Origin of the sequence: Streptomyces sp. NBC_01460, from assembly GCF_036227405.1 — a bacterium.
Classification (GTDB): domain Bacteria; phylum Actinomycetota; class Actinomycetes; order Streptomycetales; family Streptomycetaceae; genus Streptomyces.
In genome coordinates this window covers 674,295-694,026 of the sequence record NZ_CP109473.1, presented here as the reverse complement: position 1 = coordinate 694,026, position 19,732 = coordinate 674,295, and the positions used below count along the sequence as shown (strand labels likewise).

Annotated in this window: 21 protein-coding genes; 16 read left to right on the top strand and 5 right to left on the bottom strand. The window is 72.3% G+C overall.

Features of this window, described 5'->3' with window-relative positions; all coding sequences use genetic code 11:
* From OG488_RS03180 to OG488_RS03165, 4 genes are read left to right on the top strand one after another with little or no spacing between them, the layout of a single operon-like run.
* A complete protein-coding gene (locus OG488_RS03180) occupies positions 1 to 894 on the top strand; it encodes an ABC transporter permease (protein WP_329225681.1) in 894 nt (297 codons plus the stop codon).
* Positions 891 to 2,741: an ABC transporter ATP-binding protein gene (locus OG488_RS03175; RefSeq protein WP_329225680.1), complete on the top strand. Its 1,851-nt coding sequence runs from the start codon at positions 891 to 893 to the stop codon at positions 2,739 to 2,741. Before OG488_RS03180 ends, OG488_RS03175 begins: the two co-directional genes overlap by 4 nt.
* Positions 2,738 to 3,682 (top strand): formylglycine-generating enzyme family protein, encoded by a 945-nt coding sequence (locus tag OG488_RS03170; protein ID WP_406460750.1) that lies wholly within the window; start codon positions 2,738 to 2,740, stop codon positions 3,680 to 3,682. The genes OG488_RS03175 and OG488_RS03170 overlap by 4 nt, the downstream gene beginning before the upstream one ends.
* Positions 3,679 to 5,487, top strand: coding sequence for a sulfatase (locus OG488_RS03165; RefSeq protein ID WP_329225679.1), 1,809 nt, complete (start codon positions 3,679 to 3,681; stop codon positions 5,485 to 5,487). The genes OG488_RS03170 and OG488_RS03165 overlap by 4 nt, the downstream gene beginning before the upstream one ends.
* 27 nt (positions 5,488 to 5,514) lie before the next feature.
* Here OG488_RS03165 and OG488_RS03160 read toward each other — a convergent pair whose 3' ends face one another.
* Positions 5,515 to 5,757, bottom strand: coding sequence for a DUF6411 family protein (locus OG488_RS03160; RefSeq protein WP_329225678.1), 243 nt, complete (start codon positions 5,755 to 5,757; stop codon positions 5,515 to 5,517).
* Positions 5,758 to 5,906: 149 nt separating this feature from the next.
* On the opposite strand from OG488_RS03160, the gene OG488_RS03155 reads away from it, so the two are divergent.
* A complete protein-coding gene (locus tag OG488_RS03155; protein ID WP_329225677.1) occupies positions 5,907 to 6,386 on the top strand; it encodes a hypothetical protein in 480 nt (159 codons plus the stop codon).
* A gap of 143 nt (positions 6,387 to 6,529) precedes the next feature.
* Here OG488_RS03155 and OG488_RS03150 read toward each other — a convergent pair whose 3' ends face one another.
* Positions 6,530 to 6,883: a MerR family transcriptional regulator gene (locus OG488_RS03150; RefSeq protein WP_329225676.1), complete on the bottom strand. Its 354-nt coding sequence runs from the start codon at positions 6,881 to 6,883 to the stop codon at positions 6,530 to 6,532.
* A gap of 80 nt (positions 6,884 to 6,963) precedes the next feature.
* Here OG488_RS03150 and OG488_RS03145 point away from each other — a divergent pair, with 80 nt between their 5' ends.
* The gene (locus OG488_RS03145) at positions 6,964 to 7,629 is read left to right on the top strand and encodes an SDR family NAD(P)-dependent oxidoreductase (protein WP_329225675.1); all 666 of its coding nucleotides are present in this window, start codon (positions 6,964 to 6,966) and stop codon (positions 7,627 to 7,629) included.
* A 32-nt stretch (positions 7,630 to 7,661) separates the two neighbouring features.
* Here the strand turns inward: OG488_RS03145 and OG488_RS03140 are convergent, their stop codons facing one another.
* From OG488_RS03140 to OG488_RS03130, 3 genes are all read right to left on the bottom strand, one after another.
* Positions 7,662 to 8,159, bottom strand: a complete 498-nt coding sequence (locus tag OG488_RS03140; protein ID WP_329225674.1) for a hypothetical protein — start codon at positions 8,157 to 8,159, stop codon at positions 7,662 to 7,664.
* Between the two features lie 128 nt (positions 8,160 to 8,287).
* Positions 8,288 to 8,833 (bottom strand): MarR family winged helix-turn-helix transcriptional regulator, encoded by a 546-nt coding sequence (locus OG488_RS03135; protein ID WP_403914290.1) that lies wholly within the window; start codon positions 8,831 to 8,833, stop codon positions 8,288 to 8,290.
* Positions 8,834 to 9,006: 173 nt separating this feature from the next.
* Complete coding sequence (locus OG488_RS03130) at positions 9,007 to 10,374, bottom strand: MFS transporter (protein ID WP_329225671.1); 1,368 nt, start codon at positions 10,372 to 10,374, stop codon at positions 9,007 to 9,009.
* A gap of 290 nt (positions 10,375 to 10,664) precedes the next feature.
* Between OG488_RS03130 and OG488_RS03125 the strand changes: the two genes are divergently transcribed.
* The 10 genes from OG488_RS03125 to OG488_RS03080 are packed head-to-tail and all read left to right on the top strand — an operon-like array spanning position 10,665 to position 19,731.
* Entirely contained in the window at positions 10,665 to 12,149 is a 1,485-nt protein-coding gene (locus tag OG488_RS03125) for an aldehyde dehydrogenase (RefSeq protein WP_329225670.1), read from the top strand.
* Between the two features lie 32 nt (positions 12,150 to 12,181).
* Positions 12,182 to 13,192: a VOC family protein gene (locus tag OG488_RS03120; protein WP_329225669.1), complete on the top strand. Its 1,011-nt coding sequence runs from the start codon at positions 12,182 to 12,184 to the stop codon at positions 13,190 to 13,192.
* Positions 13,189 to 13,986, top strand: a complete 798-nt coding sequence (locus OG488_RS03115) for an aspartate dehydrogenase domain-containing protein (protein ID WP_329225668.1) — start codon at positions 13,189 to 13,191, stop codon at positions 13,984 to 13,986. Before OG488_RS03120 ends, OG488_RS03115 begins: the two co-directional genes overlap by 4 nt.
* Positions 13,983 to 14,780, top strand: a complete 798-nt coding sequence (locus OG488_RS03110; RefSeq protein ID WP_329225667.1) for an alpha/beta fold hydrolase — start codon at positions 13,983 to 13,985, stop codon at positions 14,778 to 14,780. The genes OG488_RS03115 and OG488_RS03110 overlap by 4 nt, the downstream gene beginning before the upstream one ends.
* Positions 14,781 to 14,791: 11 nt before the next feature.
* A complete protein-coding gene (locus tag OG488_RS03105) occupies positions 14,792 to 15,313 on the top strand; it encodes a cupin domain-containing protein (protein ID WP_329225666.1) in 522 nt (173 codons plus the stop codon).
* The gene (locus OG488_RS03100) at positions 15,306 to 16,061 is read left to right on the top strand and encodes an SDR family oxidoreductase (RefSeq protein WP_329225665.1); all 756 of its coding nucleotides are present in this window, start codon (positions 15,306 to 15,308) and stop codon (positions 16,059 to 16,061) included. Before OG488_RS03105 ends, OG488_RS03100 begins: the two co-directional genes overlap by 8 nt.
* 19 nt (positions 16,062 to 16,080) lie before the next feature.
* Positions 16,081 to 16,869, top strand: a complete 789-nt coding sequence (locus tag OG488_RS03095) for an SDR family oxidoreductase (protein ID WP_329225664.1) — start codon at positions 16,081 to 16,083, stop codon at positions 16,867 to 16,869.
* A 9-nt stretch (positions 16,870 to 16,878) separates the two neighbouring features.
* On the top strand, positions 16,879 to 18,504 hold the full coding sequence (locus tag OG488_RS03090; protein ID WP_329225663.1) for a thiamine pyrophosphate-binding protein: 1,626 nt from the start codon (positions 16,879 to 16,881) through the stop codon (positions 18,502 to 18,504).
* 38 nt (positions 18,505 to 18,542) lie between these two features.
* Entirely contained in the window at positions 18,543 to 19,478 is a 936-nt protein-coding gene (locus tag OG488_RS03085; RefSeq protein ID WP_329225662.1) for a PDR/VanB family oxidoreductase, read from the top strand.
* A gap of 28 nt (positions 19,479 to 19,506) precedes the next feature.
* Positions 19,507 to 19,731, top strand: a complete 225-nt coding sequence (locus OG488_RS03080; RefSeq protein ID WP_329225661.1) for a recombinase-like helix-turn-helix domain-containing protein — start codon at positions 19,507 to 19,509, stop codon at positions 19,729 to 19,731.
* Position 19,732: the final 1 nt, after the last annotated feature.

Below are 19,732 nucleotides of genomic sequence, written 5' to 3'. Positions count from 1 at the left end.
ATGACCGCACCGACCGACACCGTCCTCGCCGGACCGCCCCCGCCCGCGGCCACCCGCAGGCCCGGTCGCCGCAGCCGCCCGCGCCACCCCTACCGCACCGCGCTGTCCACCGCCCGCGCCCGCACCGGCCTCGTCCTCGTCGGAGCGGTGGTGCTCGCCGGCCTGCTGGCGCCGCTGCTCGCCGGGCACGGACCCACCGACCAGAGCACGCAGAGCCTGGCCGCCCTCGGGACCCCCGGGCACCCGCTCGGCACCGACGACCTGGGCCGGGACCTGCTCAGCCGGGTCCTGTACGGCATCCGCGCCGACCTCGGGATCATCGCACTCGCCGTGCCGCTGGGGGCCGTACTCGGCTGCCTCGCCGCGCTCACCGCCGCCGCGCACCCGGTGGCGGACACGATCGCCCAGCGGGTCTTCGACCTCGTGCTCGCGTTCCCCGGCCTGATCCTGGCGCTCGCCGTCACCGCGATCCTCGGACCCGGCCGCACCCCCGTCGTCCTCGTCATCGCCCTCGCCGAGATCCCGGTGTTCGGGCGTCTGCTGCGCGGCTCGGTCCTCGTCCAGCGGGAGCGGGAGTACGTGACCGCCGCCCGGGTCGGCGGGAGTTCCGGACGGCGGGTGCTGTTCCGGCACATCCTGCCCAACGCCGCGGACCCGCTGATCGTGCAGATCGCGGTCTCGCTGACCGTCGCCGTGTTCATCGAGGGCGCGATGAGCTTCCTCGGAGTGGGCGTACGGCCGCCCCAGCCCACGCTCGGAGCCGTGCTGAGCCAGTCCCTGCCCTACCTCTCCGAGGCCCCCCACTTCGCGGCGGGTCCCCTGATCACCGTGACCGCGCTCGTCCTCGGCCTCTCGCTCGTCGCCGAGGCGCTCAACCGGGAGATACGCCGATGACCGCCCACGAGCTGCTCGAAGTCCGTGACCTCGGTGTGGAGTTCACGACCCCCGACGGGCCGGCCCTCAGAGCCGTACGGGGTGTCTCCTTCAGCCTGCGCCGCGGTGGGACCCTCGCGGTGGTCGGCGAGTCCGGATCCGGCAAGTCCACCACCGCCCTCGCCCTCACCCGGATGCTGCCCGGCACCGGCCGCATCACCACCGGGCAGGTCCTGCTGGACGGTCAGGACCTGGCGGACGCCACCGACGCCGAACTGCGCGCGGTGCGCGGCGCCCGCATCGGCATGATCTTCCAGGACCCCATGACGGCCCTCAACCCCGTGATGACGGCCGGCCGCCACCTCGACGAGGCGCTCCGCGCCCACGGGAACCACGACCGGACCGCGCGCCGGGCCCGCGCCGTCGAGCTCCTGGACAGGGTCGGCATCCCCGACCCCCACCGGCGTGTGGACGACCATCCGCACCAGTTCTCCGGCGGCCAGCGCCAGCGGATCCTCATCGCCATGGCCCTGGCGGGGGAGCCCGACATCCTCCTCGCCGACGAACCGACCACCGCGCTGGACGCCACCGTCCAGGACCAGATCCTCACCCTGCTCGCCGACCTCAACCGGGAGACGGGCACCGCCCTGGTCCTGATCACCCACAACATGGGTGTCGTCGCCCGCTCCTGCGAACGCGTCCTCGTCATGTACGGGGGGACAGTCGTCGAGGACGGCCCCACCGCCGAGGTGCTCACCCGCCCCCGTCACCCGTACACCGCCGGACTCCTCGCCGCCGTGCCGCGCCTTTCCTCCCCCTCCGGCACCCGCCTCACCGGTATCCCCGGCAGTCCGCCCGACCTCACCCTCCTCGGGGACGGCTGCGCCTTCGCGGACCGCTGCACGCTCGTCGAGGACCGCTGCCGTACGGGTACGCCCCCGCTCGCCGCGCTCACGTCCGGGGTCCGGGCGGCCTGCCTGCCCGCCGCAGGGCGTACCGACCCGCTGCCGGCCCCGGCCCCTCCCGCCCGGATCGACCGCCCCTCGACCGGAGACGTCGTTCTGGAGGCCCAGGACCTGCGCAAGACGTACAAGGGGCGCGGGATACGCGGACGGAAGGGTTTCACCGCGCTCGACGGCGTGTCCCTGACCCTGTCCGCGGGGGAGACCCTCGGCATCGTCGGAGAGTCGGGCTCCGGGAAGTCGACCCTGGCCCGGGTGCTGGCCCACGCCCATCCGGCGGACGGCGGCAGGGTGCTGCTGCGCGGCGAGGACGTCACCCGGCCCTCGCGCCGTGCACTGCACTCCGTGCGCCGCCAGGTCCAGATGGTTTTTCAGGACCCGTACGCCTCGCTCAACCCCAGGATGACGGTCCGTCAGATCGTCGGTGAACCCCTGCTCGCCTTCGGCCTCGGTGACCGCGAGGAGAGGGAGGAACGGGTGGCCGAACTGCTCCGGCTGGCGGGCCTCGATCCGGCCGTCGCCGACCGGCACCCGCGCTCCTTCTCGGGCGGCCAGCGCCAGCGCATCGGCATCGCCCGGGCACTCGCCCCCGCGCCGTCCGTCCTCATCTGCGACGAACCCGTCTCCGCGCTCGACGTCTCCGTGCAGGCGCAGATCGTCGGCCTCCTCACCGACCTCCAGCGCGACCTCGGACTCGCCCTCGTCTTCATCGCGCACGATCTCGCCGTGGTCCGGCAGGTCAGCCACCGCATCGCGGTGATGCACGGCGGGCGCGTCGTGGAGAGCGGCAGCGCCGACGACATCTGCGAGAACCCGGCCGACCCGTACACCCGCGCCCTGCTGGCCGCCGTCCCGGAACCCGTGCCGCGGGCTCCGCGCACCGTCAGGGCGGAGGCCCTCGCATGAGCGCCTGCTGCACCCCGGGACGTCCCTGTACGGGTAGCGCCGCCACGGACCTGCTGCCGCTGCCGTCCGTACGCCGGGCCGGAGCGGCGCCGGCCGTCACCCGGCGCGCGATGGCCGAACTGCCGGGCGGTGTCTTCCGGATGGGCGATGCCTTCGGCGAGGGCTACCACGCCGACCGGGAGGGCCCGGTGCGCGAGGTGGCCGTGGCACCCTTCGCCATCGACACCACCGCCGTCAGCAATGCCGCATGGGCCGAATTCGCCGCGGCCACCGGCCACCGCACCGACGCCGAGCGCTACGGCAGCTCCTTCGTCTTCCACCTGCTCGTCCACCCGTCCGCCGAACGAGGCGTCCTCGGCCGGGTGGCCGGCGCCCCCTGGTGGCTCGGGGTCACCGGCGCGGCCTGGGACGCCCCCGAGGGCCCCGGCTCCGACCTCGAAGGAAGGGCCGACCATCCGGTCGTCCACATCTCCCACGACGACGCCCTCGCCTACTGCGCGTGGGCCGGGCTCAGGCTGCCCACCGAAGCCGAATGGGAGTACGCGGCGCGCGGTGGCCGGAACGGGGCCCGCTACCCGTGGGGTGACGACCTCACCCCCGGCGGCCGGGAGATGTGCAACACCTGGCGCGGCCGTTTCCCGTACCGCTCGGAGCGGCCGGGCGGCCGTACGGGGACCGTGCCCGTCACGGCGTACGAACCCAACGGCTTCGGCCTGTTCAACACCTCCGGCAACGTGTGGGAGTGGTGCTCCGACGCCTTCGGGCGCGGTGAACGCGTCATCCGCGGTGGCTCCTACCTGTGCCACGCCTCGTACTGCAACCGCTACCGCGTCGCCGCCCGCTCCCACAACACACCCGACTCCTCGACCGGCCACGGCGGCTTCCGCTGTGCCCGCGACCTCGCCGACACCCCCGCCGCGAAAGGACGTACCGCCCCGTGAAGGCCGTCATGGTGATGTTCGACAGCCTCAACCGGCACCTGCTGCCGCCCTACGGCGCCGACTGGATCCACGCCCCCCACTTCCGGCGTCTCGCCGAGCGCACGGTCACCTACGACACCTGCTACGCCGGCTCCATGCCCTGCATGCCGGCCCGCCGCGAACTGCACACCGGACGCCACAACTTCCTGCACCGGGGCTGGGGGCCGCTGGAGCCGTTCGACGACTCGATGCCCGAGATCCTGAAACGGCACGGCGTGTACACCCACCTCGTCAGCGACCACCAGCACTACTGGGAGGACGGCGGCGCCACCTACCACGGGCGCTACAACTCCTGGGAGTTCTTCCGGGGCCAGGAGGGTGACGCCTGGAAGGGCCAGGTCGCCGATCCGGAGATCCCGGAGGACCTGCGGACCACCCGCAACGACCTCTGGCGCCAGGACTGGGTCAACCGCCAGTACCTGGACACCGAGGCGAAGCAGCCGCAGACCCTCACCTTCGACGCCGGGCTGGAATTCCTGCGGACCAACCACGCCGAGGACGACTGGTTCGTCCAGATCGAGACCTTCGACCCCCACGAACCCTTCTTCACCCAGGACCACTACAAGGAGCTCTACCCGCACGCCTACGAGGGCCCGCACTTCGACTGGCCCGACTACAACCGGGTGACCGAGACGGACGACCAGGAGCAGCACGCCCGTCACGAGTACGCCGCACTCCTCTCGATGTGCGACCACTCGCTCGGCCGGGTCCTGGACGCGATGGACGCCCACGGCCTGTGGGACGACACGATGCTCATCGTCTGCACCGACCACGGCTATCTGCTGGGGGAGAAGGGCTGGTGGGCGAAGGTCGTCACCCCCTGGTACAACGAGCTGGTCCACACACCGCTCTTCGTCCACGACCCGCGCAGCCCGGAGCGTGACGGCACCCGCGACGGCGCACTCGTGCAGACGATCGACCTGGCGCCGACCCTCCTCGACTTCTTCGGCGCGGAGCGGACCCCGCACATGCAGGGCCGGCCGCTGCGCGAAGCGCCGGACAGCCGACAGGCCCACGACGCGGCTCTCTTCGGGATGTTCGGCGGCCACGTCAACATCACCGACGGGCGCCACGTCTACATGCGTGCCTGCCACGACGACACCAACCAGCCGCTGTACGAACACACATTGATGCCGACCCGCATCCGAGGCCGCTTCACCCCCGAGGAACTGTCCGGCCTGACCCTCGCCGAACCGTTCACCTTCACCAAAGGCGTACGGACCCTCAGGATCGCCGCCCACCCCTCCCCGCTGCTGGGGCCCCAGCGGTTCGGCAGCCTGCTCTTCGACCTGGACACCGACCCGCGGCAGGAGAAGCCGCTCGTCGACGACGCCACCGAACTGCGCATGATCCGGCTGCTGGTGGAGCGGCTGCGCGCGAGTGAGGCACCGGACGACCAGTACGAGCGGCTCGGCCTGCCCCGTGACCCCGGCGAGGTGAGCGAGGCCCACCTGCTGGTGGCGGCCCAGCGCGAGCGTGCCGAAGCCGCCCGCGAGCCCGCAGCCCGCTCCGACGAGTTCCCTGAGGGCGCGCTCAACCTCCGCACGCCCCTGGCGGAGCTGCTCGCCGAACCGGCGGCCACCGACGCGATCCGCCGCGTCGTCCCAGGGCTGCTGGACACGGAGCTGCTGACCGTCCGCGGGGGCGGCTCGCTCCTCCAGATCGCCGCCTTCGCCGGCCATCCCGGGCGCGCACAGCTCACCGAACTCGCGCATGAGCTGGCCCGGCTCTTCCCGGCCCCGCGGGCGGCGGAGGCGCATCGGTGACCGGTGCGCATCCGGCCCCGGCCACGATCAGAACGGGAAACGGCTGCGCGCCCGCCGACCGGCGGAGCCGCTGCTGCCCACGGCCTTGGAGCTGCTGCGGAAGGGCTTGCTGAAGATCCGGCCCAGGACGCCCGGAGCCTTGCCGCCGACGCGTGATCCGGCCCCCAGGGTGCGCTGGGTGCCACGTTCGGGGTGGCGGGACAGGCGGGGAACGAAGAACGCGAGGACGGCCAGAACGACACAGACTGCGACGATACCGACGATCACCATGAAGAACTCCCAAGGTCGATGTGACCTGCCGTGTGCCCGGCCGGACCACCGGTATGCGCGCCGGTCCGAGCGCGGGCCCCGCACGGGGGACGAGGCGCCCGACGGCGGGCCCCACGCATCGGCCGCCGCAGGGCGGGCAGGCGCCAGACATGATCGGAAGCCACGCACGGCCCGTGACGTACCCGTTCCTCAGCCCGACCCTTCCGGCGCCAGGCGTCGCGAAGGCCCCGGCGCACCGCGGCGGTGGGGGCCGCCATCGGTGGCCGGGCCACCGCAGGGGAGCCTGGCACCGGCGCGTACTCGCTTACAGCCAGGTCGAGTTGGTGCAGTCCTCGGGGCGGAGCACCGGCGACCGGTGCCTGCTCCTGGTGCTGGCGCGCAAGGTGGTCGGCCATGTCGAATTCCGCCTCTGCGCCTCCTGCTCGGAGGCGGTCATCACCGAGGTGAGCATCGAGCAGCGGTTCCATCGCAGTGGACTGGGGACCAGGGCGCTCTCCCACCTCCGGGCCCGGTATCCCGGAGTCGTCTGGCGCACCACGCTCGACCGGCGTGTGACGCGTGACCTCATGCGCCGGATGCGGGTCCTGCGGCAGGCCGAGGGCACCCGGTGCTCCCACGCGAACGACTAGCCGGTCCGCTCCACCGACGCGCGGATGAGGTCCCGGCCTGCGGACGCGGCCCTGGACGACGCCGTGACCCGTGTCCCTGAACGCGTGCGGGAAGCCCCTGGCTCCACAGAGGTGGAGGAAGCCTCCCGTGCGGCTCCCCCGTCTCAGGACGCCGTGTCGAGGAAGGTGTCCAGGATCGTCCTGGAACTCTCGAGGAGGGCGATCGCCTCGGTGACGCGGGCACGTTCGTCCCGTATCACGCCGACGAAGGTCGGGCAGTCGGCCGGCATCCTGACCTCGTCCTTGCCGTGGACACAGTGCACGACCCTGGCGATGACCGTGGTGGAGAGCCCGGCGGCGAGCAGCGCTCGGACGTGGTTCACCCTGGCGACATCCGTCTCGGCGTAGTCGCGGTAGCCGTTGTCCGACCGGACCGGCTGGAGCAGTCCCTGCTCCTCGTAGTAGCGCAACAGCCTCCTGCTCACTCCGGTTTCGCGCGCCAGGTCGCCGATGCGCATCCGCTTCTCCTTGACCTTCACATGGATGGGAGGCCTTACCGTCCTCAGTATCTCTGGTGGCGAAGCGGAGGAGCGAAACCATGTCAGGTGCGGTAATCGTCGGCGCGGGGCCCGGGATGGGGCAGGCGGTCGCCCATCGGTTCGCGCGGGAGGGCCTGCCGATCACGCTGATCTCCCGGCACAGGAAGAACCTGGACGACGTGGCCCACTCGGTGGCCTCCCACGGTGTTTCCGTCGTCACGTCGCAGGCCGACAGCGCGGACCGGGCCGAGCTGGACGCGGCTCTCGACCAGGCTGTAGACCGACACGGCGTTCCGCAGGTCGCCGTGTACAACGCCGCTCTCGTACGAGCGGACGAACTGGGCGAGTTGTCGGTGAGCGAACACCTGGACGCATGGGCGGTCAACGTCATCGGAGCCCTCAATGCGGCAGCGCGCCTCGTGCCGGCCATGGCGGCCCGCGGGAGCGGCACGTTTCTCGGCACGGGCGGCATGCCCGAACCCAAGCCGCAGTACGTGAGCCTCTCCCTGGGCAAGTCGGGTCTCCGGACACTGGTCACGCTGCTCGATCAGCAATACGGAGCGGCCGGAGTGCATGTGGCCGCCGTCACCGTGGACGGACCGGTGTCACCCGGCACCGATTTCGACCCCGACACCATCGCAGAGCACTACTGGCGGCTGCACACGCAGCCGCGCCACCTGTGGACCCGGGAGGTGCTGTACTCCGGGGCTTCGTCGGAACGTTGACACCACGCGTGGCCACCCCGGACGACGAAGCACTACTCGTCGGGGATCCCTGGCATACCCCATCGGGCGGCCCTGTCGCCGACTTCGGCTTTCGGGCATGTACGGCGCCACGGGGTGAGGGCCGGAGCGCGGCCCGGGCGTCCGAAGAGGAGGCGCTTGTCGCGCAGGCTCAGGTGCAGGCTTGCAAGGTCCCGCACGTTGTCGTGGATGAGGAGGACGCGCGTCACGTGGTGCGGGTCGTGTGCGGTGATCCGTCCGCCGACCCGGCGGAGGTGGAGTCCGGCAGGGTCGTCGGCTTCGCCCGGGACCAGACGGGCCTCGACCAGACGCCGCCGGTCCCACACCCAGTACACGGTCTCCGCGAGGAGGTGGAGAGCGCCTGTGTAGAGCACCCATGTGGCGTGCGAGTCCGTCCACAGCAGCAGGCCGAAGCCGAGACAGCCGGACATCAGGCCGACGCGCCGGAGCCGCGGCACCGTTCGCGTGCTCTTGTCATCCGCATCCCAGAGCAGGACCTCGCCGGCAGCCATACCGCCATCATGGGCTTCGTCCGCCGTCGTGGAAAGCCCGTATGTCTCCAAGGACGTCTCGGCCAGGGGGACTTCGGCCCGGACCTTGCTGCACCAGTCACTGACGGGAGACCCTCGGCGGGAGCGCGCTATCGCGCGGAGCCGGGACGCTCCTCGTCGGCGTCGAGGATCGAGATCTCCAGCTTGCGCAGCAGCCGGGCGAGCTGCCGGCGCTCGGAGGGGGACAGTCCCGCGAGCATCCGGTTCTCGTTGTCGAGGTGTTCGGTGAACGCCGTGTCCACGGTGGCGAGCCCCTTCTCCGTGAGGCGGGAGTAGACGACCCTGCGGTCCTGGGTGTCGCGCTCGCGGACGATGAGCCCGTCCTTCTCCAGGCGGTCGATCCGCAGGGTCACCCCCGCCGACGACACCAGCCCGGAGTCGGCGAGCTGCCCGGCCGTGAGCCGGTAGGGCTCGCCCGACCTGCGCAGCGCGGTCAGGACGTCGAAGCCCGCCACGGACAGGCCGTGCCGCTCGATGGACTCGGTGAGCCCGGTGCTGTAGCGCAGGAAGGAGCGGTGCAGCCGGGCGAGGACCTCGAGCGGGCTGGTGTCCAGCTCCGGGCGCTCCCGCGCCCAGTCCTCGACGACCTTCGCCACGGCATCGTGGTCCGCGGGCCTTGACGCTGCCATCCTCATCCCCTCCGTACGGTGCGAGCCGGCGTCCCTCCGGCTTCTCACGGCACTGAGAATCTTACCGCTGAGGCGATGGGAGCCTCAGCCGCGGCGGAACCGGCGCCTCGGTCGGGCGCCGTGGCGGCGGAGCCGGGCTCGGTCCCGTAGGAGGTCCGCCCGGCCCCGGACCGGCACGGTCAGGCGTTGAGCTCCTCCAGCGTCCGGCCCTTGGTCTCGACGGCGAACCAGGCGATCACCGCACCCACCGTGGCGACCACGGCGAGTTGCGCGAAGACCAGGGCCAGGCCACCGCCCGCTCCGATGACCGCGCCGACGGCCACCGGGCCGAGGATCACGCCGAGCCTGTTCCACAGGCCGCCGAACGCCGCGCCCCTGGCCCGGTTGGCGGTGGGGTACAGCTCGGGGGAGTACAGGTAGAGGCCCGCGTTGATCGCGTAGAGGAAGAACGTGGTGCCGGAGGCGAAGAGGGCGACCTGGCCGCCCGAGGTCGCGCCGGCGAGCGCCAGGACGGCGAGCGAGAGCGTGGTCCCGACGAACGCGCCGATGAGCGCGGGCCTGCGGCCGATGCGGTCGATCAGCATGGCCATGAGGAAGGTGCCGAGCAGCCCGGTGACGTTGCTGAGCAGGGTGAAGACCAGCGCCGTCGTGAGATCCAGGCCGAACTCCTTCGTGTAGAGCGACGGCAGCCAGGTGGAGATGCCGTGGTTCACGTAGTACGCCACGAACCACAGCCCCGACAGCACCGCCGTACGCCGTAGATAGCGGCCGCGGAAGAGGTCCTTCAGCGTGCCCCTGGGCTCGTCGGGCGCGTCCGAGGACGGGACAGGCGCGGGAAGTTCCTCCGCGGTCGCCCGCGCGACCTCCGCCTCGATCCGGGTGATGGCCGCCTCGGCCTCCGCCGTGCGGCCGCGAGACAGCAGCCACCGGGGGGACTCCTCGACGTGGCGGGGCAGCATCGCGGCGATCACCACCGGCAGGGCGCCGACGAGGAACATCGCGCGCCACCCGAAGGCGGGGACCACCCAGACGGCGAGCAGCGTGGCGGCCGCGAGTCCGGCGGGGAAGATCATCTCGTACAGCAGGACGAACCGGCCCCGCTTGTCGGAGCGGGCGATCTCGTTGATGTACGTGGCCGCGACCGGCACGACCCCGCCGATACCGAGTCCCTGGAAGAAGCGGAAGACGGAGAACGTCTCGATGCTGCCGGAGAACGCCACGGCGAGGCTGGCGAAGCCGGTGACGGCGACGCCCAGGGCGACGGTGCGGACCCGGCCGATGCGGTCCCCGAGCCATCCGGCGGCCAGTGCGCCGAGCAGCATGCCGATCGAGGCGGAGGTGACGGCGAAGGTGGCCTGCCCGGTGCTCAGGTGCCATTCCTTCATCAGGACGGGCAGCGCGGACGCGGCCAGCAGCTGATCGAAGGCCTCGAAGAAGGTGACGGCGCCGATCAGGAACCGGACCTTGACGTGCCAGCGCGAGTGCGGCAGTCGTTCGAGTCTCGCGGCAATGGAGCCGAGAGCGGGTTTGCCGGCCACAGTCGTCATGGAGGGTGTCCTTCCGCGGGCAGATGAGTTCCGGCGACAGTAGGGGGGCTATATCTAAGCGGTCAATGGTTAAGAGCTTAGGAACTGTGTTCCCGGGGACCCGGTCCCCATCATCGAGGCCGTGGATGCGGTGCTCAAGGCCGTGCGGGCAACGATTTCGCCTCGGGGGCTTGTGTCGAGAAACTTAAGCACTTAGATTTCTAGTGCTTCGGCAGTCAGGTGGCGGCAATCCGACAAGCCTGCCCCCGCCCGGAGTTCACCCCTTTTCCGCCTCGTCCGGAGGTCCACCCGTGCCGCAGTTCCCCACCGACATCCTGATCGCGGGCCAGTGGCGGCGCGGTGCGGGCGAGCCCGTCGACACCGTCGACCCGGCCACCGGCCGCGTGCTCGCCACCGTCCACTCCGCATCCGCGGACGAGGTCGCGGAAGCGGCCCTGGCCGCCGCCGAAGCCGTGGCAGACCCTGCCTGGCGCGACCTTCCCGCCCACGCACGGGCCCGGCTGCTGCATCGGATCGGCGAGCTCACCGAGCAGGCCGCCGACGAGCTCTCCGCCCTGCAGACCGCGGACACCGGCAAGACGCTCACCGAGACCAGGGCCCTCGCGCTCAGCGCGGCGGGCACCTTCCGCTACATGGCGGCCGTCCTGGAGACCACCGAGGAGTCCGTGACCCCGTCCCGGGGCCCGTACGCCACCGTGAGCACGCACGAGCCGATCGGGGTCGTCGGCGCGATCAACCCCTGGAACTCCCCGGTCGCCAGCGACGCGCAGAAGATCGCCCCAGCCCTCGCCGCGGGTAACGCGGTGATCCTCAAGCCCGCCGCCTGGACCCCGCTGGTCTCCCTCGCGCTCGGGAAGCTGATCTTCCGGGCGCTCGGCGAGTTCGGGCTGCCGGCCGCACTGTTCTCCGTGCTGCCAGGCAGCGGCCGGGTGGTCGGTGACGCCCTCGTACGCCACCCGCTCGTCGGGCGTATCGGATTCACCGGAGGCACGGAGACCGGGCGGTCCATCGCGGAGACCGCCGCGCGGAAGCTGATCCCCGCCTCGCTGGAACTGGGCGGCAAGTCGGCGACGATCGTGCGGGCCGACGCCGACATCGAACAGGCCCTGGCCGGCGTGCTGTTCGGGATCTTCTCGTCCAGCGGCCAGTCCTGCATCGCCGGTTCGAGACTCTTCGTGGCGCGGGAGATCTACGACTCCTTCGTCGGCGCACTCGTCGAGCGGGCGGCCGGGCTGCGGGTCGGCCCCGGCACCGACCCCACCACCCAGGTCGGCCCCCTGGTCCACCACCGCCACCGCGACTCCGTCGCCGCCTACGTCGACCTCGCCCGCTCCGAGGGCGCCCGCGTGCTGTGCGGCGGCTCGGCCCCCGAGGGGGAGCTGTACGAGGACGGGGCCTACTACCTGCCCACCGTCCTCGACGGCCTGGCGAACACCTCGCGCACCTGCCAGGAGGAGATCTTCGGCCCCGTCCTGGTCGCCCTGCCCTACGACGACGAGGACGACCTGGTCCGCCAGGCCAACGACTCCGTCTACGGCCTGGCCTGCGGCATCTGGACCCGCGACCTCCGCGCCGCCGGTGCGCTGGCCCGCCGGATCGAGGCCGGAACCGTCTGGATCAACACCTACAAGCAGTTCAGTGCCTCCACCCCCTTCAGCGGGTGGAAGGACAGCGGCCTCGGCACGGAGAAGGGCCGCGACGCGATCCGCGCCTACCAGCGCCAGAAGTCCCTGTACTGGGGCATCTCGGACCACCCGCTTCCCTGGGCCAACTGACCCGGCATCCCCGCCCGTCCTGGAGGGACCCCATGCACCAACCACCGCCCGGTCCGATCGCCCGGCTCCGCTCGCTCCGCTACGTCGAGCTGCAGACCCCGGCCTTCACCGAGGCCGCCGACTTCTACGAGGACGTCTGGGGCCTCGAGACCGTCGAGTCCGACACCGGCGCCCGCTGGCTCCGCGGTACGAGCGACGAGCACCACGTCCTCCACCTCACCGAGCGCGACCGCGTCGGCCTCGGCCGGATCGCCTTCGCCGTCGCCACACCCGCCGAGGTCGACCTCGCGGCCCGGCGCCTCGAGGCGCGCTCGATCGTGCCCGTCACCGGACCCGGCCCCCTGGACCAGGCCGGCGGCGGCTACGGACTGCGGTTCACCGATCCCGAGGGCCGTCTCATCGAGATCAGCGCCCAGGTCGAGGCGGTCACGCCACGCGGCCGGGACGGTGCCGTGCCCGTCGGGGTGACCCACGCCGTGCTCAACACCACCGACATCGACGCCGCGGTCGCCTTCTACCGCGACGTCCTCGGGCTGCGCGTCTCCGACTGGTCCGAGCACCAGATGGCGTTCCTGCGCTGCAACAGCGACCACCACTGCATCGCCTTCAACCAGGCGGAGTGGACCTCGCTGAACCACGTGGCGTACGAGATGACCTCGGTCGACCACTTCATGCGGGGCCTGGGGCGGCTGCGCCACCACGGGATCACCCCCCAGTGGGGACCCGGCCGCCACGGTCCCGGGAACAACACCTTCTCCTACTTCACCGACCCGTCCGGGCTGGTCTGCGAGTACACCTCCGAGGTCGCCCAGATCGTCGAGGACGCCTGGATCGCCCGGGTGTGGCGGCGGGTCCCCGAGCTCTCCGACCTGTGGGGGACGGCCGGCCCGCCCTCGAAGGACATCCGCTGCAGCATGGCCGGCTCCCCGGACCCCGGCCCGCTCGCTTCCGCCGACACCCAGGGCCCCGGCCCGCTCTCACCCGTAGAGGCCGAGGGCCCGGACCCGCTCGCACCCGTAGACGCCCAGGAGGCCACCGCATGAGCACCGTACGCAAGGTCGCCGTCGTCGGCTGGGGTGCCATCGGCCGGGTGGTCGGCGCCGCGCTCGCCGAAGGCCGGGTGACCGGCGCCGAGCTGGTCTGCGTCGTCGACAACCGCCCGCTCGGCGAGGCCGCCCCCGTGCGGCAGGCGACCTTCGAGGAGGCCATGGAGTCCTGCGACCTGATCGTCGAGGCCGCGGGACAGGGCGTCGTGCGCGAGTGGGGCGAGCGGGTCCTGGCCTCCGGCACCGATCTGCTGATCGCTTCCACCGGCGCCCTGACCGACGACGAGCTCACGAAGCGGCTGCTGGCCGCGGGACCCGGCCGCGTGTACTTCACCGGCGGCGCCGTCGGCGGCCTCGACCTGCTCCAGGCCGTGCGCTCCCTCGGCCCGCTCGACGAGGTGCGGCTGACCACCACCAAGCTGCCGTCCACCCTCGAACAGCCGTGGATGGGGCAGGAGTTGCTGGACCGGATGCGGACGGCGACCGGTCCCGTCGAGGTCATGTCCGGGACCGCCCGCGAGGTGCCGGTCAAGTTCCCCAAGTCGACGAACGTGGCCGCCTCGGTCGCGCTGGCCGTCGGCGACCTGGACGCTGTGCGGGTCCAGGTCGTCGCCGACCCGGCGGCGCACCACACCCGCCACGTGATCGAGGCGTCCGGCGGACACGGCACGTACCGCTTCGAGGTCGCGCACCTGCCCGACCCGGGCAACCCGGCCACCAGCCAGGTGGTGCCGTACGCCGTGCTGCGCAGCCTCGCCGCGCTCGCCGGCCGGACCGGGCAGATCCTGTGAGCGCCGCCCTCGCCGCCGCCGGTGTCCACGTCGAGGAGGCGGGCGACCACGGCCCGCTGCTGCTCTGCCTGCACGGCATCGGCTCCTCCTCGGCGGCCTTCGCCCCGCAGCTCGCCGAACTCTCCGCCTACGCACGGGTCGTGGCCTGGGACGCCCCCGGCTACGCCAGGTCCCCCGACCCAGCCGGTCCGGTCAGCCTCGACGACTACGCCGACACGGCCGCCGCGCTCATCCGTGAGCGCGCCGACAGCGCCCACGTCCTCGGCGTGTCCTGGGGCGGTGTGATCGCGCTGCGGCTCGCCACCCGTCACCCGGAGCTCGTCGCCTCGCTGATCGTCGCCGACTCCAGCCCAGGCTCGGGCACCGACGAGGCCAAGGCGGCCGGCATGCGCGCCAGGACGGCCGACCTCGCCGAACTGGGCCCCCGGGCGTTCGCCGAGGCCCGCGGCCCCCGGCTCGTCTCGCCCGGCGCGCCCGACGACCTGGTGCGCCGCGTCGTGGACACCATGGCCGACTCCGTACGGCTGCCGGGCTACGCCTACGCCGCCGAGTCCATGGCCTCCGCCGACCTGCGGGCCGAGCTCCCCTCGATCGCCGCCCCCACCCTCGTGCTCTGCGGCGAACAGGACCGGGTCACCGGCACCGAGGCGAGCCAGGCCATCGCCGGGGCCATCCACAGGACCGCCTACGTGATCGTCAAGGACGCCGGTCACCTGGCCAACCAGGAGCAGCCGGGCCACTTCGACGCCTGGGTGCTCTCCCACCTCCGCATCACCGCATCCATCCCTGAATAGGAGCCTCCACCATGCCTCTCACCACCGACGCGTACGACAACGGCGACGACCTCTCCGCGTACACCGACTCCCTCATCGCCACCAAGGCCTCCCGGGTCGCCGACTTCGACACCCTCTCCTTCCAGGAGAAGGCCGGCGCGCAGTTCCGCCGCGGCCAGATCCGCTACGTCGGCTCCGGCGCGACCGGCAACCACGAGAGCGACAGCCGCATCCTCCCGTCGGGCGGCTTCACCTTCTCCAACATGCTGCTGCCGCCCGGCGCCGAGGGCCCGGCCCACACCCACCACGACGTCGAGGAGGCCTTCTTCGTCCTGGAGGGCGAGGTCAAGGTCGGCATCCACCGGGGTGCCGAGGAGGCCGAGTACCGCACCCTGGGCTACCGCGACATGATCGTCGTCCCGGCGGGTGTCACCCGGTCCCTCAAGAACGAGGGCGACACCGACGCCCTGTTCTGCGTCGTCATCGGCACGCAGAAGCCGCAGGTGCCGACCTACCCCGAGTACTCGCCGATGCACGGCGTGACCCGTGGCTGACCTGCCCCCGGCAGGCCGGCGCACCGTCGTCGTCACCGGAGCGGGCCGTGGCCTCGGACTGGCCATGGCCCGTCGGGCGGGCACCGACGGCTTCCGGGTCGTCCTCGCGGAACTGGAACGCGAGCGTGGCGAGCACGCCGCCTCCGAGCTGCGTGCGGAGGGCCTCGACGCCCACTTCGTACGCTGCGACGTCGCCGACCCCGCCTCCGTGGAGGCGCTCGCCGACGCCGTGCGCGATCTGGGCCCGCTGTACGGCCTCGTCAACAACGCGGCGCTCGCCAACGGTGTCGGCGGACGCGAGTTCCAGGACATCGACATCGAGGTGTGGGACCGGCTGATGGCGGTCAACGCCCGCAGCCCCTGGCTCGTGTCGAAGGCCCTGTACCCGCTCCTCACCGGGCCCGGCCGGATCGTCAACCTTGCCTCGGACGCCGCGCTGTACGGCTCGCCGCGTCTCGCGCACTACATCGCCTCCAAGGGCGCCGTCATCGCGCTGACCCGCGCGATGGCACGCGAACTCGGCGGGAAGGGGATCACCGTCAACGCGGTGGCCCCCGGCCTCACCGAGTGCGAGGCCACCGAGACCGTGCCCGCCGAGCGGCACGACCTCTACCGCATGAACCGGGCCATCACCCGGCCGCAGCAGCCCGACGACCTCACGGGGATCGTCTCCTTCCTGCTCGGCGAGGAGTCCCGCTATCTGACCGGACAGGTGATCGCCGTCAACGGCGGCTTCACCATGAACTGACACGCAGGAGACACGAGTTATGGATCTGGGCCTCGCCGACCGCACGATCGTGGTCACCGGCGGCAGCTCGGGCGTCGGCCTGGCCACGGTCCGCGCCCTGCTCGACGAGGGCGCCCGCGTCGCCACCTGCGGCCGTGACGCCGGCCGGCTCGCCGAGGCGGTCGCCGGTCTCGGCGCACCGGGCGACCGCCTGCTGACCGGCGTGTGCGACGTACGGGACGCCGGCGCCGTCCGCGGTTTCGTCCGCCGCACCGCCGAGGAGTTCGGCGGCGTCGACGGACTGGTCAACAACGCCGGACAGTCCCGGATGAAGGGACTCGACGACTCCACCGCCGAGGACTGGCGCGACGAACTGGAGCTGAAGTTCGCCGGGGTGCTCAACCCCCTCCAGGCCGCGCGCCCCCACCTCGCCGCCTCCGGAGCGGCGAGCGTCGTCAACATCAACGCGGTCCTCGCCAAACAGCCGGAGACCCGCCTGATCACCACGAGCGCCGCCCGCGCCGGCATCCTCAACCTCTCCAAGTCCCTCTCCGTCGAACTCGCCGGCGACGGGATCCGGGTCAACTCCGTCTGCCTCGGCCTCGTCGACACCGGCCAGTGGACCCGCCGTCACGCGGCCGCGGACTCCGGCCTCTCGTACGAGGACTGGCAGGCGGGACTGGCCGGGGACCGGGGCATCGCGCTCGGCCGCCTCGGCCGGGCCGAGGAGGTCGCGTACGCGGTCGTCGCCCTGCTCTCGCCCCGCGCCTCCTACATCACCGGCACCAGCATCGACGTCTGCGGCGGCGTCGGCCGCTCCATCCTCTGAGGAGACACCATGCGTCACGACAACGGAGGCGATCTCCTCGTCACCGTCCTGCGCGAACTCGGCATCGACACCGTCTTCGGTATCGTCAGCGTCCACAACCTGCCGCTCGTCGAAGCCGTCGACCGCGAACTTCGGTTCGTACCCGTGCGGCACGAGGCGTCCGCCGTCAACGCCGCCGACGCCTACGGCCGCGCCCGGGGCACCCTCGGCTGCGCCCTCACCTCGACGGGCACCGGCGCGGGGAACGCGGCCGGATCCCTGATCGAGGCACTGAGCGCGGGCAGCTCCGTGCTGCACGTCACCGGCCAGGTCGAGAGCGAATTCCTGGGCAGCGGAAGGGGGTTCATCCACGAGACCAAGGACCAGCTCGGCATGCTGGAGGCCGTCTCCGCCTACGCCGCGAGCATCCCGGACGCCGGGCAGGCCGGCCGGATCCTGCGCGAGGCTGCCCGCTCGGCACTGACCGCGCCCGGCGGCCCCGCGAGCGTCGAGTGGCCGATCGACCTCCAGTACGCGGCGCAGAGCGACGAGCCCGCCCCCTTCGCCGCGCCCGCCCCCACCGCACCCGACACGGCCGGACTCGCTGCCGCGGGGGCCCTCCTGGCCTCCGCCCGACGCCCCCTGATCTGGGCGGGCGGCGGCGCGAACACCGCGCGCGGCGAACTGGCCGCCCTGCTGGAGGCCACCGGCGCCGGACTGATCACCTCCAACTCCGGGCGCGGCAGCGTGCCCGAGGACCACGAGCAGGTCATCGGCAACTTCGCCACCACCCCCGCTGTGCGGGCCCTGCTCGCCGACGCGGACGTCCTGCTGACCATCGGCACGCACTTCCGGTCGAACGAGACCTCCGACTACACCCTGGAACTCCCCGGGGCCCACATCCAGATCGACGTCGAGGCGGCCGCCCTCGGCAGGGTGTACCCGGCCACCCACCCGCTGCACGCAGACGCCGCCCTGGCGCTGGACGGCCTGCTGCCGCACGGCGTCCCCGCCGAGGCCGGCTGGACCGACCGCGTCGGCGCCGTACGCACCGAGGTGCGCGCGATCCTGCACGACACGATCGGCCCGCAGGCCGCGATCTGCGACGCGATCCGCGCGGCCCTGCCCCGCGAGGCCGTCGTCGCCCGCGACGTCACCATCCCCTCCAGCAGCTGGGGCAACCGCCTGCTGGAGATGTACGACCCCAGGGACAACGTCTTCCCGCGCGGTGGAGGCATCGGCCAGGGGCTGGGCATGGGCATCGGCGCGGCGCTCGCTCGGCCCGGTACACCCACCGTGGTGATCGCCGGGGACGGCGGCCTCGCCGTCCACCTCGGCGAACTCCTCACCCTCGCCCAGGAGCGGCCCCGGCTGACCCTGATCGTCTTCAACGACGGCGGCTACGGAGTCCTGCGCAACATGCAGGACCACCACGGCGACCGCCGCTCCGGGGTCGACCTGACCACACCGGACTTCGAGCTGCTCGCCCGCGCCTGCGGACTGCCGTACGCCCGCATCTCCGCGGCGGAGCACGCGGCGCCGGTGCTCACCGAGGCCGTCGCCTCGGACGGCCCCACGCTCGTCGAGGTCGACCTGGACGCCCTCGGTCCGATGAAGAACCCGTTCACCCCGCCCGTGCGGATCCCGGGCCAGTAGCCCGTCACCCCGAACTGCCGGTAAGGAGGCAACAGACCATGAGCGAGGACTCGCTGCGGCTGACCGTCCGTCGCATGACCTGGGAGGCCGAGGGCGTCCTGTCCGTCGAGCTGGCCCACCCCGACGGCAAACCCCTGCCCGCCTGGACCCCCGGCGCGCACCTCGACGTCCACGCCGGCGGCCAGGTCCGCCAGTACAGTCTGTGCGGAGACCCGCACACCCCGGACGTCTACCGCGTCGGCGTGCTCAACGAGCCCGCCTCGCGAGGCGGATCGCGCTTCGTGCACACCCAGCTGCGGCCCGGCCAGCAGATCACGGTATCCGAGCCACGCAACCGCTTCGAGCTGGAGGACGCCGACGCCTATGTGTTCGTCGCCGGTGGGATCGGGATCACCCCCCTGCTGGCGATGGCCCGTGAGGCGGCACGGCGGGGCACCGCGTGGCGGATGGTCTACGGCGGCAGGAGCCGGGCTTCCATGGCGTTCAGCGGCGAACTCGACGCGCTCGGCGGCGACGTCACCCTCGTGCCGCAGGACGAGCAGGGCCATATCGACCTGGACGCCGCGCTCACCGGGCTTCCCGACGGCACCCTCGTGTACTCCTGCGGCCCCGAACCGCTGCTCACGGCCGTCGAGCAGCGCTGCCCCGGGGACCGGCTGCGCCTGGAACGGTTCGCCGCGCCGACGGTGGAGCACGACGGCGGCGACGAGGCGTTCCAGGTCGAGTGCCGCACCTCCGGTCTGACGCTCACCGTCGGTGCCGGGACGTCCGTCCTGGAGGCCGCCGAGAGCGCCGGGCTCGCCGTGGAGAGCTCGTGCCGCGACGGGATCTGCGGATCCTGCGAGACCCGCGTGCTCGAAGGCACCCCCGACCACCGCGACTTCCTGCTCAGCGAGGCCGAACGGGCCGCGGGCGCCTCGATGATGATCTGCGTCTCGCGGTGCGCCTCCGGCCGGCTCGTCCTCGACCTGTGAACCTTCCCCCGCACCCTCAGGAGACACCGTGACCGACACCTGGCCGTACCTGGACGTCCACCAGTCCCGTACGCACGAGCCCACCCCGTACGAGTACAAGCTCGCCGCCACCCTCGAAGAGGTCTTCACCCGCGAGGGCCACGAACTCACCGACGTGGTGCGCGGGCTCAACGCCCGTCAGGTCCACGCCGCCGACGGCAGCCCGTGGACCGAGGAGTCCTTCCGCGCCGAGATGAACCGACTGGGAGCCTGAC

Excerpts from the sequence above, each read along its gene's own strand:
- OG488_RS03180 (WP_329225681.1), top strand. The coding sequence starts at position 1 with ATGACCGCACCGACCGACACCGTCCTCGCCGGACCGCCCCCGCCCGCG.
- OG488_RS03175 (WP_329225680.1), top strand. The coding sequence starts at position 891 with ATGACCGCCCACGAGCTGCTCGAAGTCCGTGACCTCGGTGTGGAGTTC.
- OG488_RS03170 (WP_406460750.1), top strand. The coding sequence starts at position 2,738 with ATGAGCGCCTGCTGCACCCCGGGACGTCCCTGTACGGGTAGCGCCGCC.
- OG488_RS03160 (WP_329225678.1), bottom strand. The coding sequence starts at position 5,757 with ATGGTGATCGTCGGTATCGTCGCAGTCTGTGTCGTTCTGGCCGTCCTC.
- OG488_RS03155 (WP_329225677.1), top strand. The coding sequence starts at position 5,907 with ATGATCGGAAGCCACGCACGGCCCGTGACGTACCCGTTCCTCAGCCCG.
- OG488_RS03150 (WP_329225676.1), bottom strand. The coding sequence starts at position 6,883 with ATGCGCATCGGCGACCTGGCGCGCGAAACCGGAGTGAGCAGGAGGCTG.
- OG488_RS03145 (WP_329225675.1), top strand. The coding sequence starts at position 6,964 with ATGTCAGGTGCGGTAATCGTCGGCGCGGGGCCCGGGATGGGGCAGGCG.
- OG488_RS03140 (WP_329225674.1), bottom strand. The coding sequence starts at position 8,159 with ATGGCTGCCGGCGAGGTCCTGCTCTGGGATGCGGATGACAAGAGCACG.
- OG488_RS03135 (WP_403914290.1), bottom strand. The coding sequence starts at position 8,833 with ATGAGGATGGCAGCGTCAAGGCCCGCGGACCACGATGCCGTGGCGAAG.
- OG488_RS03130 (WP_329225671.1), bottom strand. The coding sequence starts at position 10,374 with ATGACGACTGTGGCCGGCAAACCCGCTCTCGGCTCCATTGCCGCGAGA.
- OG488_RS03120 (WP_329225669.1), top strand. The coding sequence starts at position 12,182 with ATGCACCAACCACCGCCCGGTCCGATCGCCCGGCTCCGCTCGCTCCGC.
- OG488_RS03115 (WP_329225668.1), top strand. The coding sequence starts at position 13,189 with ATGAGCACCGTACGCAAGGTCGCCGTCGTCGGCTGGGGTGCCATCGGC.
- OG488_RS03105 (WP_329225666.1), top strand. The coding sequence starts at position 14,792 with ATGCCTCTCACCACCGACGCGTACGACAACGGCGACGACCTCTCCGCG.
- OG488_RS03095 (WP_329225664.1), top strand. The coding sequence starts at position 16,081 with ATGGATCTGGGCCTCGCCGACCGCACGATCGTGGTCACCGGCGGCAGC.
- OG488_RS03090 (WP_329225663.1), top strand. The coding sequence starts at position 16,879 with ATGCGTCACGACAACGGAGGCGATCTCCTCGTCACCGTCCTGCGCGAA.
- OG488_RS03085 (WP_329225662.1), top strand. The coding sequence starts at position 18,543 with ATGAGCGAGGACTCGCTGCGGCTGACCGTCCGTCGCATGACCTGGGAG.